This is a genomic window from Arthrobacter arnarulunnguaqae (assembly GCF_051262515.1).
Lineage (GTDB): Bacteria > Actinomycetota > Actinomycetes > Actinomycetales > Micrococcaceae > Arthrobacter_N.
Genome location: NZ_JBIMER010000007.1, coordinates 68,332 through 83,868, shown reverse-complemented (window position 1 = coordinate 83,868; position 15,537 = coordinate 68,332). Strand labels below are relative to the sequence as shown.

At 69.4% G+C, this 15,537-nt stretch carries 14 protein-coding genes; 10 read left to right on the top strand and 4 right to left on the bottom strand.

Annotated elements, in window-relative coordinates:
• The first annotated feature begins 212 nt into the window (after positions 1 to 212).
• Complete coding sequence (locus ACHAAJ_RS08705) at positions 213 to 2,579, top strand: glycoside hydrolase family 3 protein (RefSeq protein WP_435727692.1); 2,367 nt, start codon at positions 213 to 215, stop codon at positions 2,577 to 2,579.
• Between the two features lie 85 nt (positions 2,580 to 2,664).
• Here the strand turns inward: ACHAAJ_RS08705 and pyrE are convergent, their stop codons facing one another.
• A complete protein-coding gene (pyrE, locus tag ACHAAJ_RS08700) occupies positions 2,665 to 3,231 on the bottom strand; it encodes an orotate phosphoribosyltransferase (RefSeq protein WP_435727691.1) in 567 nt (188 codons plus the stop codon).
• A gap of 9 nt (positions 3,232 to 3,240) precedes the next feature.
• The gene (locus tag ACHAAJ_RS08695) at positions 3,241 to 4,635 is read right to left on the bottom strand and encodes an HNH endonuclease (protein WP_435727690.1); all 1,395 of its coding nucleotides are present in this window, start codon (positions 4,633 to 4,635) and stop codon (positions 3,241 to 3,243) included.
• Positions 4,636 to 4,850: 215 nt separating this feature from the next.
• Between ACHAAJ_RS08695 and ACHAAJ_RS08690 the strand changes: the two genes are divergently transcribed.
• Together ACHAAJ_RS08690 and ACHAAJ_RS08685 are read left to right on the top strand one after the other, a co-directional pair.
• Positions 4,851 to 5,300, top strand: a complete 450-nt coding sequence (locus ACHAAJ_RS08690) for a MarR family winged helix-turn-helix transcriptional regulator (protein ID WP_435727689.1) — start codon at positions 4,851 to 4,853, stop codon at positions 5,298 to 5,300.
• Positions 5,301 to 6,932: a stealth family protein gene (locus ACHAAJ_RS08685; protein WP_435727688.1), complete on the top strand. Its 1,632-nt coding sequence runs from the start codon at positions 5,301 to 5,303 to the stop codon at positions 6,930 to 6,932.
• On the opposite strand, the gene ACHAAJ_RS08680 is transcribed toward ACHAAJ_RS08685, so the two are convergent.
• A complete protein-coding gene (locus tag ACHAAJ_RS08680; RefSeq protein ID WP_435727687.1) occupies positions 6,929 to 7,882 on the bottom strand; it encodes a phosphodiesterase in 954 nt (317 codons plus the stop codon). The two genes, ACHAAJ_RS08685 and ACHAAJ_RS08680, sit on opposite strands and share 4 nt — an antisense overlap.
• Positions 7,883 to 8,076: 194 nt before the next feature.
• On the opposite strand from ACHAAJ_RS08680, the gene nadE reads away from it, so the two are divergent.
• Complete coding sequence (gene nadE, locus ACHAAJ_RS08675; RefSeq protein WP_435727686.1) at positions 8,077 to 8,898, top strand: NAD(+) synthase; 822 nt, start codon at positions 8,077 to 8,079, stop codon at positions 8,896 to 8,898.
• Between the two features lie 4 nt (positions 8,899 to 8,902).
• Here nadE and mmsB read toward each other — a convergent pair whose 3' ends face one another.
• Positions 8,903 to 9,823, bottom strand: coding sequence for a 3-hydroxyisobutyrate dehydrogenase (mmsB, locus tag ACHAAJ_RS08670; RefSeq protein ID WP_435727685.1), 921 nt, complete (start codon positions 9,821 to 9,823; stop codon positions 8,903 to 8,905).
• A 146-nt stretch (positions 9,824 to 9,969) separates the two neighbouring features.
• Here mmsB and ACHAAJ_RS08665 point away from each other — a divergent pair, with 146 nt between their 5' ends.
• The 6 genes from ACHAAJ_RS08665 to ACHAAJ_RS08640 all read left to right on the top strand — a co-directional run bounded on the left by ACHAAJ_RS08665 (position 9,970) and on the right by ACHAAJ_RS08640 (position 15,518).
• Positions 9,970 to 10,773 carry an exodeoxyribonuclease III gene (locus ACHAAJ_RS08665; RefSeq protein ID WP_435727684.1) on the top strand — a complete coding sequence of 268 codons (804 nt, stop codon included), beginning with the start codon at positions 9,970 to 9,972 and terminating at the stop codon, positions 10,771 to 10,773.
• Between the two features lie 2 nt (positions 10,774 to 10,775).
• Positions 10,776 to 11,639: a DUF8083 family protein gene (locus tag ACHAAJ_RS08660; protein WP_435727683.1), complete on the top strand. Its 864-nt coding sequence runs from the start codon at positions 10,776 to 10,778 to the stop codon at positions 11,637 to 11,639.
• A 62-nt stretch (positions 11,640 to 11,701) separates the two neighbouring features.
• Positions 11,702 to 12,064, top strand: a complete 363-nt coding sequence (locus ACHAAJ_RS08655; RefSeq protein ID WP_435727682.1) for a hypothetical protein — start codon at positions 11,702 to 11,704, stop codon at positions 12,062 to 12,064.
• Positions 12,061 to 13,656 (top strand): hypothetical protein, encoded by a 1,596-nt coding sequence (locus tag ACHAAJ_RS08650; RefSeq protein ID WP_435727681.1) that lies wholly within the window; start codon positions 12,061 to 12,063, stop codon positions 13,654 to 13,656. The genes ACHAAJ_RS08655 and ACHAAJ_RS08650 overlap by 4 nt, the downstream gene beginning before the upstream one ends.
• A gap of 39 nt (positions 13,657 to 13,695) precedes the next feature.
• Positions 13,696 to 14,205: a hypothetical protein gene (locus tag ACHAAJ_RS08645; protein WP_435727680.1), complete on the top strand. Its 510-nt coding sequence runs from the start codon at positions 13,696 to 13,698 to the stop codon at positions 14,203 to 14,205.
• Positions 14,202 to 15,518 carry a hypothetical protein gene (locus ACHAAJ_RS08640; protein ID WP_435727679.1) on the top strand — a complete coding sequence of 439 codons (1,317 nt, stop codon included), beginning with the start codon at positions 14,202 to 14,204 and terminating at the stop codon, positions 15,516 to 15,518. The genes ACHAAJ_RS08645 and ACHAAJ_RS08640 overlap by 4 nt, the downstream gene beginning before the upstream one ends.
• Positions 15,519 to 15,537: the final 19 nt, after the last annotated feature.

Sequence of the window (15,537 nt, the reverse complement as noted above, 5' to 3'; positions counted from 1 at the left end):
CCGCAGGCCGTGTGCCCGCGGGGGATCCGGCGTTAACCGGCCGCTCCGAAGCGGCGCGGCCGGCTGCAACAGGGCAACAAAAGCAATTGTTGGCAACCAGTCGGACATTCAACGTGTCTCGGGTCACTGTGGAGATGCGCCATGCGGCGGCCTTTCCTACGGGCCCCGCGCGCACCTCGCACCCATCCGACGGAGGCTTCAGCATGATCCGAATGTTCCCCCCAGCCCACCGGGGCCGCGCCGTTGCGGCCCTGGTCGTGCCCCTGGCGCTCGCCCTGGCGGTTCCCGCCGCCGGCGCGCCGCACGCGCGCGAGAGCGCACCCGCAAACGTGCCCGCCGCCGCACAGAAGGACCAAGGCAACCATGGGAAGCCGCCCACGCTCGGCGCCCGGGTGAAGGACACCATCAAGGTCAACGGACGGACGTTCAAGGACCTCAACGCCAACGGCAAACTCGACGCCTACGAGGACTGGCGCCTTCCGGCTGGCGAACGCGCGGCCAACCTGGTGTCCCTCATGACGCTCGAGGAGAAGGCCGGCCTCATGCTGATCGACACCCTCAACGCGGCCTGCGACCAGGACACGCAGACCCGGGGGACGCTCGATCCGGCCGCGGAGGGCTACATCAACGACCAGAAGATGCACCGCTTCGTCTTCCGCAACACCGTGACCAGCGAGGACAAGGCCGTCTGCGGCGGCGCCACGGGCGGTTTCCAGGCCGGCACCTCCCTGACGCCGGAAGAGGCCGCCACGTACACGAACTCCGTCCAGGAGCTCGGCGAGGCCACCCGGCTGGGCGTCCCGATGCTCTTCAAGTCCAACGCGCGCAACCACATCGACCCCAACGCCCGCGCGGGCATCAACGAATCCGCCGGCGCGTTCAGCGCCTTCCCCAAGGAGGCCGGCATCGCCGCCGCGGCCCTGGGCGAGGAGACGCTGCGCACGGGCGAGGCACCCACGGACGGGGACATGTCCGTCGTCGAGGATTTCGCCGGCGTCATGGGCGAGGAGTGGGCGTCGATCGGCCTCCGCGGAATGTACGGCTACATGGCCGACCTCTCCACCGAACCGCGCTGGTACCGCGCCCACGAGACCTTCTCGGAGGACGCGGACCTCACGTCCAACATCATGTCATCGCTGGTCGAGAACCTGCAGGGACCGGTCGGCGACGAGGGAGTCTCGCTCAGCCCGGACTCCCCTGTGGCCCTCACCATGAAGCACTTCCCGGGCGGCGGGCCGCAGGAACTGGGCATGGACGCGCACTACTCGTTCGGCAAGACGCAGGTCTACCCCGGCGACGGCTTCGGGTACCACCTCCAGCCCTTCGAGGCCGCCATCGAGGCCGGCGTCTCGTCGATCATGCCGTACTACGGCGCACCGGTGAACGTGACCCACAACGGCGTCGACTACGACGAGACCGGCATGGCATTCTCTAACCAGATCGTGAACGACCTGCTCCGCGGCGAACTCGGCTTCGCCGGGTACGTCAACTCGGACACGGGCATCATCAACGACCGCGCCTGGGGCCTTGAGGACAAGACGGTTCCGGAGCGCGTGGCCGCGGCCATCAACGGCGGCACCGACACGCTGTCCGGGTTCCACGACGTCAAGACCATCACCGAGCTCGTCGACGCCGGACTTGTCACAGAGGAGCGCGTCACCCTCGCGGCCACGCGCCTGACGGAGCCGTTGTTCCAGATGGGGCTCTTCGAGAACCCGTACGTCGATCCGGCCGCGGCCGGCGGCGTCGTCGGCAACGCAGCCAACCGCGAGGTCGGCCTCGACCTGCAGCGCAAGTCGGCAGTGCTTTTGGAGAACAAGGAAACGGCCGACGGCGACAAGGTCCTGCCGCTGAAGCCCGACTCCGACGTGTACGTCCTGGGTGATTTCACCGAGGAGACGGTCGCCAGCTACGGCTACGACGTGACCAACGGCAACACCGCGGACCCGGCGGATCGCCCGAGCGCCAAGGACAGCGACTACGCGTTGATCTCGGTCACGGTCAACAACAAGGACACCGGTTCCTACGTCAGCAACGCCGCGGAATCGGGAATGAACCCCGAGCACATCAACCCCTCCGTGTTGGAGGGCGTGACGGGTCTCGACGGCCAAAGCCCGTTCGGCGCTGCGGACGCATGCGTCGCCCAAGGCGCGGCAAGCTGCACCGACAACGGGCTGCGTTTCGGCGGTTCGCTGCCGTGGGAGACCAGCGTGCTGGACTTCACCGGCATGGCCGAGTCCGAATCGTGGGAAATCAGCCCGTCGCTGGACACCATCCAGCAGGTGATGGGCGAGGTCGAGGATCCCAGCAAGGTGGTCCTGCACGTGTACTTCCGCCAGCCGTTCGTGATGGACGAAGCCAGCGGACTGCGCGACGCCGGAGCGATCGTGGCCGGGTTCGGCATGAGCGACACCGCGCTGATGGACGTCCTTTCCGGCAAGGTCGCGCCGCAGGGACGCATGCCGTTCGCCCTGGCCGGCACCGCCGACGCCATTCGCCAGCAGTTCAGCGACCTGCCGGGCTACGACGAGACCGATGACGGGGCGCTGTACCCGTTCGGATACGGGTTGGACTACTGATCCGTCCCGTGTAGCCCCCGACAAGGAAGGCGCCCGCTCCGATGGGAGCGGGCGCCTTCTGTGTTTTGCCGGGTCAGGGACCCTGTTAGTCGAGAAGCCCGAGCTCGTCCTTGCCGAACGCGAAGAGGTACGGAACGCCCGCCTCCGCCTCGATGCGCTCCTTGGAGCCGGTGCTGCGGTCGACGATGACCGCCACGGCCTTCACGTTGCCGCCGGCGTTGCGCACACCCTCGACGGCGGTCAGCGCGCTGCCGCCCGTGGTGGAGGTGTCCTCCAGGACCACCACATCGCGCCCGTCCACCGAGGGGCCCTCCACCTGGCGGCCCATGCCGTAAGACTTCTGCGCCTTGCGGACCACGAAGGCGTCGACGGCGCGTCCCGCGTCGCCCGCGGAGTGCATCAGCGCCATGCCGACCGGGTCAGCTCCCATGGTCAGCCCGCCCGCGGCGGCGAACTCGATGCCGGCCTGGTCCAACAGCTCGAGCATGACCTGGCCGACCAACCGCGACGCCTCGTGGTGGAGGGTGATGCGGCGGAGGTCGATGTAGTAGTCGGCTTCCTTGCCGGAGGACAGAATCACCTTGCCGCGGACGACGGCCAGCTCCTTGATGAGTTCGAGCAGGCGGGCACGGGCATCGCTGTGGGTGGTCATGGTTCGATTCTAGTCGGGCGAGGAGGGCGGCGATCCGGGCGGCGGTGGCGGTGTCCCGGGCGGCACCGGCGCCGTGGATGTGTACCGATGGCCGCTCGGCGTCGTCGTCGTGATGGTGTTCCGGACTCCATCCGCGACCGCCGCGACCTCCGAGAACCATCCCTCGGCGTCCTTCGAGTAGTTGCAGGTTTCGCAGAGGCCCTGCGCATTGGCCATGCTCGTTGCGCCCCCGGCCACGAACGGGACGACGTGGTCGTGGTGACGGATGGGCGCGTCGCACCACGACCGTCGGCACTCAAGGTCCCGGGCCGCGATGAGCCGGCGCATGTTGTCGGGGAAGACCCTTGCCTTGGAGTCCATGGCCATCAACTGGCCGGTCGTCGGCGCCGTGTACAGGCGCCGGATCCAGACTTCCGGCGCGGCTCCCGGGTTCGCGGTCCGGCTGGGCCGCGAAAGCGGAGAAAACCGCACGAGGTCCCGCACGGTCTGCGCGGGAACCACGCCGTACCCGACGAGTTGCGCGGGCTCCGCGTCCCCTTGGAACAGCGTCCGGTCGGTCAGCACGACCTGCAGCTCCACCTTCACCGCTCCCGCGTGGGACTGCCCGGTCACGCGTTCGACGAGCGTGTCCGCCATGACCTGTCCGCGGTTGCGCTCATCGCCGGCCGCCCGGCGGCTGTCCGCCTCCTGGCTCAGCGCCTTGTAGACGGCGACCCCCTGCGCTACAGGCAGAAGCCCCGACAGATAGACCATGGTGTCCGGCGCCGGGCGACAGGTCACCGTCCGTTCCTCGACCGCCTTCGCCGCCCGCTTCACCACGGCGCGCGCATCGAGGGCCATCGCCGCGGCCCTCACCTCTCCCGCGAGTTGCTTGGTGCCCTTGCCCTCCAGCAGCGAGGGATCGCCACAGATTTGTTCATCGATCCGCGCCCGATCCTCGACGTCGAGACACGCCGTCTCGCGGACGATCACCGTGGCGCGCCATTCGTTCAGGTTGCCGTGGGCCAGCGCGGCGAGGGTGTGGGGCATCTCGCGCACCAGCATCTTGGCCGTGCCCAGCTGAATCTTGCCCTGATGGGGAGATTCCTTCCGCGCCAACGCCACCTGCGCGGCCACGGCGGAACCGCGTTTCCTGGCGGGGACCCCGGATGCGGCCTCGTCTCGCCGAACGGCCTCGTCCAACCGGACCGCCAGTCGGGCCTGGGCGGCACACGCCGCCGATTTGAGGACCTCCAGGGCACGGAGCTGGTCGACCAACGGCGCCTGCCCCGGTTCGCCGACGGCGCCTCCCGCGCCGACTGGCCCCATCCGGGACACCCAATCCAGCACTTCGACCGCATCCGGCACAAGACCCACGTCCGGCACGGACGTTCGCGCGTCGGGAACGGCTGGATCGAAAGGCATGTCCCCAACGTATCGACGGTGCAAGGCCCGCAGGGGAACACGCCTTCGAATGTGGATGGCCGGGATCGGCAACTCGCCTGTGGGGGACGAGTCCGTGCGGCGGGAAACGAACGGCCGCCGTCATCTAGGACACTGCGGGCGTGGCGTCCACGGGCTAAGGGTAACCCCGCGCCTGCTTGGGCGACATCGGGGTATCCCGGCGTTAGGCTGGGGCCATGGATGCTCAGAGATCGCTTGGATACTGGCTGAAACTAGTGGACTCGCTCATTTCGGAGCAGTTCGCGGTTTCGCTTGAGGAACACGGCGTCACCCGCCGGCAATGGCAACTGCTCAACGTGCTCGAGAAGGGGCCCGCGACGGGCGGCGAACTGACGTCGGCCCTGTCGCCGTTCTTCGGCGAGCCCGTGGCCGAAGGCGAACCCACCAGCCCCTCCGAACACCTTGCCGAACTCGTGGAGTCCGGCTGGGTCGCCGAGGACGGCCACACGTTTACGCTCACGGAGCGCGGGGCCACGAGCCTGGACCGTCTGACGGAACTGGTCGACTCGATGCGCGAAGAATCCAGCGCCGGCGTGTCCCCCGAGGACTACTCGACCACCGTCTCCTCGCTCCGCCGGATGGCCCTCAACCTCGGCTGGAACGATCCCGCCGGTCAGGCCAACTAGATGGCCAACGCTCTCACCCCCGCCGATGTGACCCCCGGCGAGGTCTACCACGGAGCGCCCGAGCCCGAGTCGCCGTTGGGCGAGGTCCGCGAAGTCACGTCCCCCGAGGCGATGGCCCGGTTCCTCGACCGTGAGGACATCGTGCGGGTCAAGGGCCGCTACGCGCTGCTGAACAAGACGATGACCCCGCACACGGCCATGGTCGCGGACCTGTTGTTCGTCCGCGGCGTGCTCGAGCACGCCGGCATCCCCTACCTGCTGGTCCGCGGAAACGACGCGCGGCCCGTCATCGCCGTCGATTGGGAGAAGCGCAAGCAGCTCCGCAAGGCCCTGGTCGCCGCCTGCCAGAACGAGCCGTTCTATTCGATGACGGTCGATACCCGCAAGGACAAGGCGCTCCTGGTCGCCGACGGGCGCCTCGGAAGCAGCGGCAAGGCGCGCATGTTCCGCCTCTACCGCCCGCGCGTCGAGCCCGAGGGCGGGCTGCACTACGGGCAGGGCACGGGCGTACAGATCGAGCTCTGGCGCTGGAACGACGACGGAACGCTCCACCTGCCGATCGAGAACTCCCTCACCCGCGCCACGCTTCCCGCGGCCGAGGCGATCCGCGGCACCGTCTGGCGCTTCGGCGTCGAATGGCCGACGATCGAGAACATGTTCGCCGACCACGCCGCGGACATCGACTTCCCCATCGACATCGTCTTCTCTTGGGTGGACGGCAACAACCCCGAATACCAGCGCTACCGCGCGTCGTTCATGGAGAACGTCGTGGTCGGGGAGGGGGACGACGCCGAGGCGCGCTTCCGCCAGATCGACGAGTTGAAATATGCTCTGCGGAGCATCCACATGTTCGCCCCGTGGATACGGCGGATCTTCATCTGCACCGACTCGGACCTTCCGGAGTGGCTGGACACCGAGCACCCGGATGTGACAATCGTGCGCGCCGCGGACCACTTCAAGGACCCGGCCAGCCTCCCCACGTTCAATTCGCAGGCCGTCGAGTCGCAGCTCCAGCACATCGAGGGGCTCTCCGAGCACTTCCTGTATTCCAACGACGACATGTTCTTCGGCCGTCCGGTGGGCCCCGAGATGTTCTTCTCCCCGGGCGGCATCACCAAGTTCATCGAGGCGCCCACGCGCATCGGCCTGGGCGACAACCACCTGGACCGTTCCGGCTTCGAGAACTCGGCCCGCGTCAACCGCCGCCTGCTGCACGACAGGTTCGGCCGGATCACCACGCGCCACCTCGAGCACACGGCCGCGCCATTGCGCCGCAGCGTCATGATCGAGCTCGAGGAGCTGTTCTCCCGGGAGTTCCGCGAGACGGCGGCCAGCCGCTTCCGCGCGAAGGACAACATCTCCGTCACCAACTCGCTCTACCACTACTACGCACTGCTCACCGGTCGCGCCGTCACAAAGGTCGGCTCCAAGGTGAAGTACGTGGACACCACCATGTACTCGGGGCTGGATGCGCTGGCGCGGATGCTCGCCAAGCGCAACCAGGACTTCTTCTGCCTCAACGACGGCAGCTTCCCGGAGGTCCCCGCCCAGGAGCGGCAGCAGGTCGTGACCTCTTTCCTGCGCCGCTACTTCCCCGTGCCGGGACCATGGGAGAAGCCGGAGGAAGGCTAGGCGATCTGGCGCCGCGGCGCGATCGGCGCCTCCGCGTCGTCGTCGTCGTCGTAGTTCTCGTAGTCGAGCCCGTGGTTGGCCAGCGACTCGGTGACCTCGGCCGGGTCGTACACCGTGCCCACTGACTCCCCCCCGGCGCGCGGGACCACGGAGTGGACGATCGTCTCCGGATAGACGTGGATCAGGTTGTAGGACTGCGCGGCGTCGCGTCCCCGCGTGCCGCGGACGCCGTTCACGGGGTCGACGGCGGTCGCGAGGTCCTGCGTGTAGCAGGTGGCCGAGGCGACCGATACGGGGATCCCCGCGAACATGGCGTTCGTCGAGTAGTGCAAGTGCCCGCCGATGATGGCGCGCACGTCCGTGCCGCGCAGGATGTTCTCCAGTGCCGCCTGGCCGCGCAGCTCCACCAGGGTGGCCAGCGGCTGGATGCTTGGCACCGGCGGGTGGTGCAGGGCCAGCAGTGTCCCCTCCGGAGCCGGCTGGAGGAGTTCGGCGTGCAGCCAATCGAGCTGGTGCGGGGTGAGTTCGCCGTGGTGGGATCCCGGGACGGTGGTGTCCAGCGTGATGACGCGCAGTCCCCCGATCCGGTACACGCGGTCGAGCGGCTCTGTACTGCGGCCCTCGTCGAGCAGGTTCTCGCGCAGGTTAGCCCGGTCGTCGTGGTTGCCCATCGCCCAGATGATCTGGGCTCCGAAACGCTCCGCCGCGGGTTCGACGATGGCCCGGAGCCGGGCATACGCGTTCGCCTCGCCCTTGTCCGCGAGGTCGCCGGTGAAGATCAGCGCCTCCGGCCGCGCGCCGCTGGCCTCGAGGGCGGCGAAGACCTCGCGCAGCCGGGCCTCGCTGTCCAGGGTCCCCAACAGCGGCACGTCGCCGCCGACCAGGTGGGTGTCGCTCAGGTGTACCAAAAAGTGCTCCGGGCGGGGATGCTCGGGCCGGATGGTTGCCATGACCAGCTCTCTCCGTTGTTGGCGGGACCTTTCGGCCCGCCGCGTGGACTGTCTCCACAATCAATATCCAAGCACGGCTTGCGCGAACCGGGAACGCAATCCCGGGGCAAGTTGCGTTCCCGTCGCCGGATTGGCGCGAATTTGCCCGCTGTTAGGCAACGCGCACGAAACGACGGCCCGCTAGGGTGGTTTCCATGCGCGATCTACAGGTGAGGATCATCGAAGAAATGGGCGTGAAGCCCACCGTCGACCCCGCGGAGGAGGTGGCACGCCGGGTGGGGTTCCTGAAGGACTACCTCAAGACCACCGGGACCCGCGGCTTCGTGTTGGGCATATCCGGCGGGCTGGATTCCACGCTCGCGGGCCGCATGGCCCAGATGGCCGTCGAGGAGCTGGCCGCCGAGGGCGTGGAGGCGGACTTCGTCGGCGTCCGCCTTCCCTACGGCGTCCAGCACGACGAGGACGACGCCCGCGCGGCGATGGACTTCGTGGGCGCCAAGACGGAGCAGACCTACAACATCAGGCCGGGCGTCGACGGTTTCGAGGCGGAGTACGAGTCCGCCACCGGCGAGCGCATCTCCGACTTCAACAAGGGCAACATCAAGGCGCGCATGCGCATGGTGGCCCAGTACGCGCTGGCCGGCGAGGGCAACTTCCTGGTCGTCGGCACGGACCACGGCGCCGAGTCGGTCACGGGGTTCTTCACCAAGTACGGCGACGGCGGTGCGGACATCCTGCCGCTCTTCGGCCTGAACAAGCGCCAGAACCGCCAGCTGCTGCGCCACCTCGGCGCGCCGGAGCGGCTCTGGGCCAAGGTCCCCACCGCCGACCTCCTGGATGGCAGGCCGGGGCGCACCGACGAGGACGAACTGGGTCTGTCCTACGAGGACATCGACGACTATCTGGAGGGCCGCGAGATCGCGCCGGAGGCCGCCGAGCGGATCGAGGCCATGTACCTCCGGACGCGCCACAAGCGAACCGTCCCGGTCAGCATCCTGGACAACTGGTGGAAATGACCGGCTAGCCGACGTCCCCGGAGCGGTCGCGGATGTCCGTGATGATGCCGGAGAAGTCGCGGCCCGCGCCGCCCTCCTCGGCGAACCGGTCGTAGATGCGCGAGGCCAGCGGGCCGAGTTCCGCGGCCACGCCCGCGCCCTCCAGCGCGTTCAGCGCCAGTCGGAGGTCCTTGGCCATCAGCGCCCCGGCGAATCCGGGCTGGTAGTCGCGGTTCGCGGGGCTGGTCGGCACGGGTCCCGGGACGGGGCAGTTGGTCGTCACGGCCCAGCACTGCCCGGAGGCGGTGGATACGACGTCGTACAGGGCCTGGTGGGTGAGCCCGAGCCGCTCCCCCAACACGAACGCCTCCGACGCCGCGATCATGGAGATGCCCAGGATCAGGTTGTTGCAGACCTTGGCCGCCTGCCCGGCGCCGTGGCCGCCGCAGTGCACGATCCGCCGCCCCATGATCTCCAGCAGCGGTTCGATGGCGGCGAAGTCCTCCCCCAGCGCACCGACCATGAACGTCAGCGTCCCGGCCTCGGCGCCCACCACTCCCCCGGAGACGGGGGCGTCCGCGGACCGGTGTCCGGCGGCGACGGCCAGCTCGGCGGCCTCCCGCGCCTCGTCCACGTTGATCGTCGAGCAGTCCAGGAACATGGTGCCGGCCGGCGCCGTTTCCAGCAGGCCGGGTCCGCCGTTTCCGCGGTAGGCGTCCAACAGGTGCCTTCCGCTGGGGAACATGGTGAGCACCACGGCCGCGCCGTCGGCCGCCGCGGCCGCGGATTCCGCCGTGGGCACCCCGTTCTCCCGCGCGGCGTCCAAGGCGGCGGGCACCACGTCGAACCCCAGGACGTCGTGGCCGGCCGCCACCAGGTTTTTGGCCATCGGTCCGCCCATGTGCCCCAGCCCGAGGAAGGCGATCCTTCCCGTCTCCTTGCTCATCGCGCGTTCTCCTTCGTTGTCCGGATGCCCCCACGCCGTCGCCTTCAACCTACTCGCAGTCGCGGTCGAGGGCCACGGCTCCGGGGACCCGCGGGCGCCCCTTCGCAGGACCTCGGACTCCGGCGCGCACTTGATAGGTTGGAGGCGTGAAGATCGCTACCTGGAACGTGAATTCCCTCCGTGCCCGCGCCGACCGCGTCGAGGATTGGCTGCGGCGTACCGACGTCGACGTCCTGGCCATCCAGGAGACCAAGTGCAAGGACGAGAACTTCCCCTGGGAGCTCTTCGAGAACAACGACTACGAGGTGGCGCACTTCGGGCTGAGCCAGTGGAACGGCGTCGCGATCGCCTCCCGCGTGGGCCTGGAGGACGTGGAGCGCACGTTCATGGACCAGCCGCCGTTCGGCAAGGGCGGCAAGGACCCGGTCCAAGAGGCCCGCGCCATCGCCGCGACCTGCGGCGGCGTCCGCGTCTGGAGCCTCTACGTCCCCAACGGCCGCGCTCTTGAGGACGAGCACATGCCGTACAAGCTGCAGTGGCTGGACACGCTGAAGCGGCACGCCTCCGCGTGGATCACGGAGGACCCCGCGCGCGAGGTCGCGCTGATGGGCGACTGGAACATCGCCCCGCACGACGACGACGTCTGGGACATCGACTTCTTCCGCGCCAACGCCATGACGCACGTGAGCGAGCCGGAGCGCGCGGCGTTCAACGCGTTCCTCGACGCCGGGTTCGTGGACGTCGTCCGGCCGCACACCCCCGGCCCCGGCGTCTACACGTACTGGGACTACACGCAGCTGCGCTTCCCCAAGAAGGAGGGAATGCGGATCGACTTCGTGCTGGGCTCCCCCGCCCTCGCCGCGCGGGTGACCGGGGCGTCGATCGACCGCGAGGAGCGCAAGGGCAAGGGCGCCTCGGACCACGCCCCCGTCATCGTGGAGCTCGGCTAGCCGTGGCCCCGGACGCGGGCGGCACGAACGGCACGGCGCGGCGTAACGTTCCGCCGACGTCGTACCTTCGCGTCTACGAGCCGCTGCGCGCCTATTCCGACGCCGATCAGCTGCTGATCGCCGCCCAGCGCTCCGTGCCGCGCACCGTGTTCGAGGAGCGGGCCGCCACCGAGTCGATCGGGCGGGTCACCCGGCACGTCTCCGACCCGTTCCCGCACCACACGGGCGAGCGGTTCCGCATCCTGCACTACCCGGGCGCGGACGGGGCCACCACCGCGTACTTCTGCCCCGACCAGCTTCCCGTGCGCGCCACGCTCGCCGCGGAGCAGCTGGACGGGAGCATGCGCCCGCAGCTGCTGGAGCTCCTGGTCCCCGACGCCGCCCGGCAGGCCAACGCCGGCCGCCTGGAGCACGACGGCTTCGCGGACGCCGTCGCCGCGCTGCACACGCGCAGCGCCACCTGGGGCGTCCCCTTCGCCTGGTTCGTGGTGCTGCGCGAAGACGACCACTGCGAGGTGGACGACGACGGCGGGGCCGTCCACAGCGTCCGGCTCGCCGCTCCGGCCGTCCAGGTCCTGGAGCGCGCGCGCTTCGCCGCCGCGTCGCTGGCGGTCAACGCCCCCGAGCTGGACATGCTGGACGAGCTGACCGCGCTGAGCGAGTGGCTCCGCCTGTTCCACGCGGACTCGATCGTGGAGCTCGACTACGGGCGCCTTGCCGAGCTGGTGTGGCCGGACGATTCCCCGCACGACATCCGGATGGGCATCGAGTCCCTGGCCGAGGGGGACATGCTGGGCGCCGCCGCGTCCTACCGACGCCTGGCCTCGCGCTGGCTGAAGATCCGCCAACTGGGCCGCGCCAGCTAGGGGAGTTCTCCCCATCGACGAATCCCACAGACCCTCTAAAGTGTTGAGTCGAGGGGGTCAACATGCCTGGTAAGTACGAGATCAACGTCGGCGACGCGCGGGCTGCCGTGTCCGGCGCGCGGAGCAACTTCGACGACCTCCACGGCCACGAGGCGAAGATCAAGGCGTCCAGCGGGGAACTCGCCGACGCCTCCCGCGAGCCGAAGATCGAAGCGGCTCTGCAACAGGTCTTCGACGACTTCCTGAAGCCGTGGACCGCCACCTTCGTGGAGCACGGGGACAACATCCTCACCGCCGCGGACGCGATCATCTCCGAGTTCGTCGCGGCCGACGGGGAAATGGAGTCCGCGGCGAACCTCGTCCGGCAGGCGGGCATCCAGCACCGGGTCGGGACCATCGACGACACCCCGGACTACGGCGGATGAGCGCGGGCGAAGGGACCCATGTCCCGGACATCGTGTTCTCGGCCTACCTTCCGGAGAACCTGCCCGACGCCGGCCAGATCCGCGGCGCGGGCGCCGGCCTCAAGGCGGAGGGCGACAAGGTCGACACCGTCTACTCGAATACCATCGGGCACTGGAACAGACTGCCCGCCGCGGCGACCTACCCGAACTCGTCGACCGTGGACAACGCCTTCAGCACGGCGATCCTGCCGCTCGCCGAGGCGGTCGTCGCGGGCATCGACGGCATCCGGAAAGCCACGGACGCGTTCGCCGCGAGCCTCGACGACTTCGGTGGCCGGTACGCCGCCCTGTCCGCCGATGTCGCCGCGTTCAACGCCCTTCCGGCCCGCGTGTACTCGGCGGAGCAGCAGACGGAGGCCCGGGACACGGGAAGCTACCTGCCGACCACGCGGACGGTGCCGGAACACCAACGCCTCGCCGGGCTGCTGGCGACGGCGAAACAGGACTACGAGGGCTTCGTCGACACGTGCGAGGCCGCGATCAAGGCGTCGGCCCCCGCGGCGGCGGCGGCGCCGTCGTCGGGCCGGGCCGTGGTCGCGGTCATCAAGGGCTTCAAGAACACCTACGGCATGGTCAACACCAGTATCGACCGCGCCACCACCATCCAGTCGACGCGGGGCGGCCGCCTCAAGCTGGTCTGGTCGATGAGGGAACGCAAGTTGTCGCAGTTCGCGTTCGACGGCGCCCCGAACCTGAAGAAGTTCCTGTTGGACGGAAAACTCGGTCCGTTCTCCACCCCCGAGTTCGTGGGGCGCCACTCGGACGAGTTCGCCCGCTGGGCCGACGCGAAGTACCTGAAGTTCACGACCGGCGCGAACACCTGGGCCGATTCGGTGCTCCACCCCGGGCTCATGCTCATGATGCCCGCGGCACTCCGCGGCAAGCTCTCCGCCCTCGGGGGATCCAACCGGATCAATCTCGGTTCCGATCGTCTTCAGCTCTTCCGGAAGAGCAACAGCCACGGCCGGACGCAGTTCACGCTGAACATCGGCGGGGCCGGGGAGCGCGGACGCCACAACAAGGCGATCGAACGCATCGCGAAGGCGGACGGCGCGCTCGACAAGTTCAACAAGAGCCCCATCGCCAAGTGGGGCGGCCGCGGCCTGGGCGTGCTCGACACGGGCATGACGTACTACGACTCCTACACCTCCAACTACAACGAGGCGCTGAGGAACAACCCCGACGCCGATCCGTCGGACATCCGCAGCGAGGCCGTGAAGTCGACGGCCGTCGAGGGGACCGCGGAAACAGCCGGCAAGATCGCCGGCGGCGTGGCGGGCCGGGCGCTCGGCGCGGCCGCGGGCCAGGCGCTCATCCCGATTCCGGGCGTCGGGGCGGCGGTCGGCGGATTCGTCGGCGGCATCGCGGGCGAGTGGGTCGGCGGCAAGATCGGCAAGGGCGTCGGCGAGTTCATGAACGACTGGCGGCAGGGCGGCTCCAGCAAGGCCTTCGGCGATGCGGCCGACGCCGTCGGGGACGCGGGTGCCGCCGCGGTGGACGGACTCAAGGACGTCGGGAAGAGCATCGGAAAGAAACTGCTGGGATGGGGCTAGTACTCTCGATGGACACCAACAGACCGGAGAACGTCCCGCATGCTTGAGGACACGAATTGGTACCTGCTCTTCCGCTTCGAGTTCTGGGGCGGCGTCGCCGTTGCCCTGCTCCTGTGGTGGTTCCCCACGACCCTGGCGCGCAGGGCGCTCGGCGGTAGTTGGCGCAGCTGGGTCATGTCCCCGCCCATTCCGTTCCAGATCTCGTCGCGGAACACGTGGCCGTTCATGGCCGCGGCCGCGGCCGTCGCGATGGCCATCGCGCTGCTCAGCCTCCCGTTGGAGGTCCTGAACTGGGAAGGCGCGCGGCAGGGGATCTGGAATCTGTTCTTCGTGCCGTGGGTGTTCGTCTTCCTCTCCTTCTTCTGGTGGCCGCTGGGGCTGAGCCCTGCGTGGTACCGGGAGTGGGCCCGGTCCCGAGGCTCGCGCGGAACCAACCCGTGGTCCCCCGCCGAAGCGGCCGCGGTCCGCGACGCGCCTCCGTCGAAGAAGCGCGACCGCCGGCTGGCCGACGTCGAACGTTGCCTGAGCAAGGAGGACCGCCGCCCATGACCGAAGCGACCGGACGCACCGGAACCGTGTCCCTGACGCTGCCCGAGGGGTGGCAGGCCGGCCCCGATCGGGACGAATACGAACTGCTGGCCCTCCTCCCCGCGCCGTCCGAATCCTTCGGGCCGACCGTCGTCGTCACCGTCAACCCGTACGCCGGCGGCATCGCCGAGTTCCTGGAGCGGGCGCTGGAGGGCATCGCCTCCGGGACCGCGGCCCCGCAGATCGTCGATATCCGTCCCTGGGGACGCGCGCCGGAGTCCGGGCGGAGCATCGCGTACACCCAACTCTCGCCGACGCACGGGCTGAGCCTGTTCACCACCGATTTCCTCTTCATCGAACGGGGCCTGGCCGTCCAGGTCACGGCGACGGCGACCGTCCAGCAGTGGCAGTTCCTGGGTCCGTTGCTGCACGACGTCGCCGCCTCCGCGCGGCTCGCCGGGGCCAACGCGGCGGGCGACGGCGCGGGCGCGGCGCTGCCTCCCGTTCCCGCCGGCGCCGTGGATCCCGTGGCCTCGGCCGCGCTGGGGCACGAGGTGGAGAAGATCGACGGCCTCGTGAAGGCGCAGCCGTTCGAGTTCGACGGCGCGTGGATCCACGGCAGGTCGCTCGAGGTCCTGACCGAGCTGTGCGAGGGGCTCCGGATCGGGTCGCTGAACCGGTCCTCCTACGCGGAGCCCCTGCGCGAGCTGGAGGAGCTCGAGTTCGTCGACGGCGCCGCGCTGACCGATCTGGGGTCGGCGGTCGGGGCGCATCTGGTCGAGCCGCAGGCGTCCTACCGCATCACCGGACTGGACAGCGGGGGCGAATCCTGGTTCCAGGCGTGGGCGCACGGCGCGACGGCCCTGCTGGTCGCCGAACCCGGCTACCACCGCGTGCTGGGCGGCCCGGCGGAGGGCCGCCCCTCGCCCGAGCACTTCAACCTCCAGCTGGTCCCGCTGACGATGCTCTCCACGCTCATGGCGCGGTGGGTGGGCCTGCAGCCCGCCTGGAACCTGGCGCTGCTGCCCAGCCCGCTTCCGGTGGACGACCTGGCCCGCGGATGGACGGGCGACCGCACTCCCCCGGCCGGGTCCAACGCCGCCATGCGCGCGTTCTGGGACGAACCGTGGTTTTCCTGGACGCTCACCGCGACCGGCGTCGACTCGGAGCCGGACGACGTCGCCTACCTCAACGGCGGGCGGGTGGGCCACCAGCGGATGTTCGACGAGGGTTCGGCCGTGACCCTGTCCCCCACGGACTCCACGTTCGTCTTCCTGCAGCTCGAGGACCGGATCCAGGCGACCATCTTCGGACGCCGCGCGGTGGTTCTCTAGGAGCGGCGGGGCAAGTGGC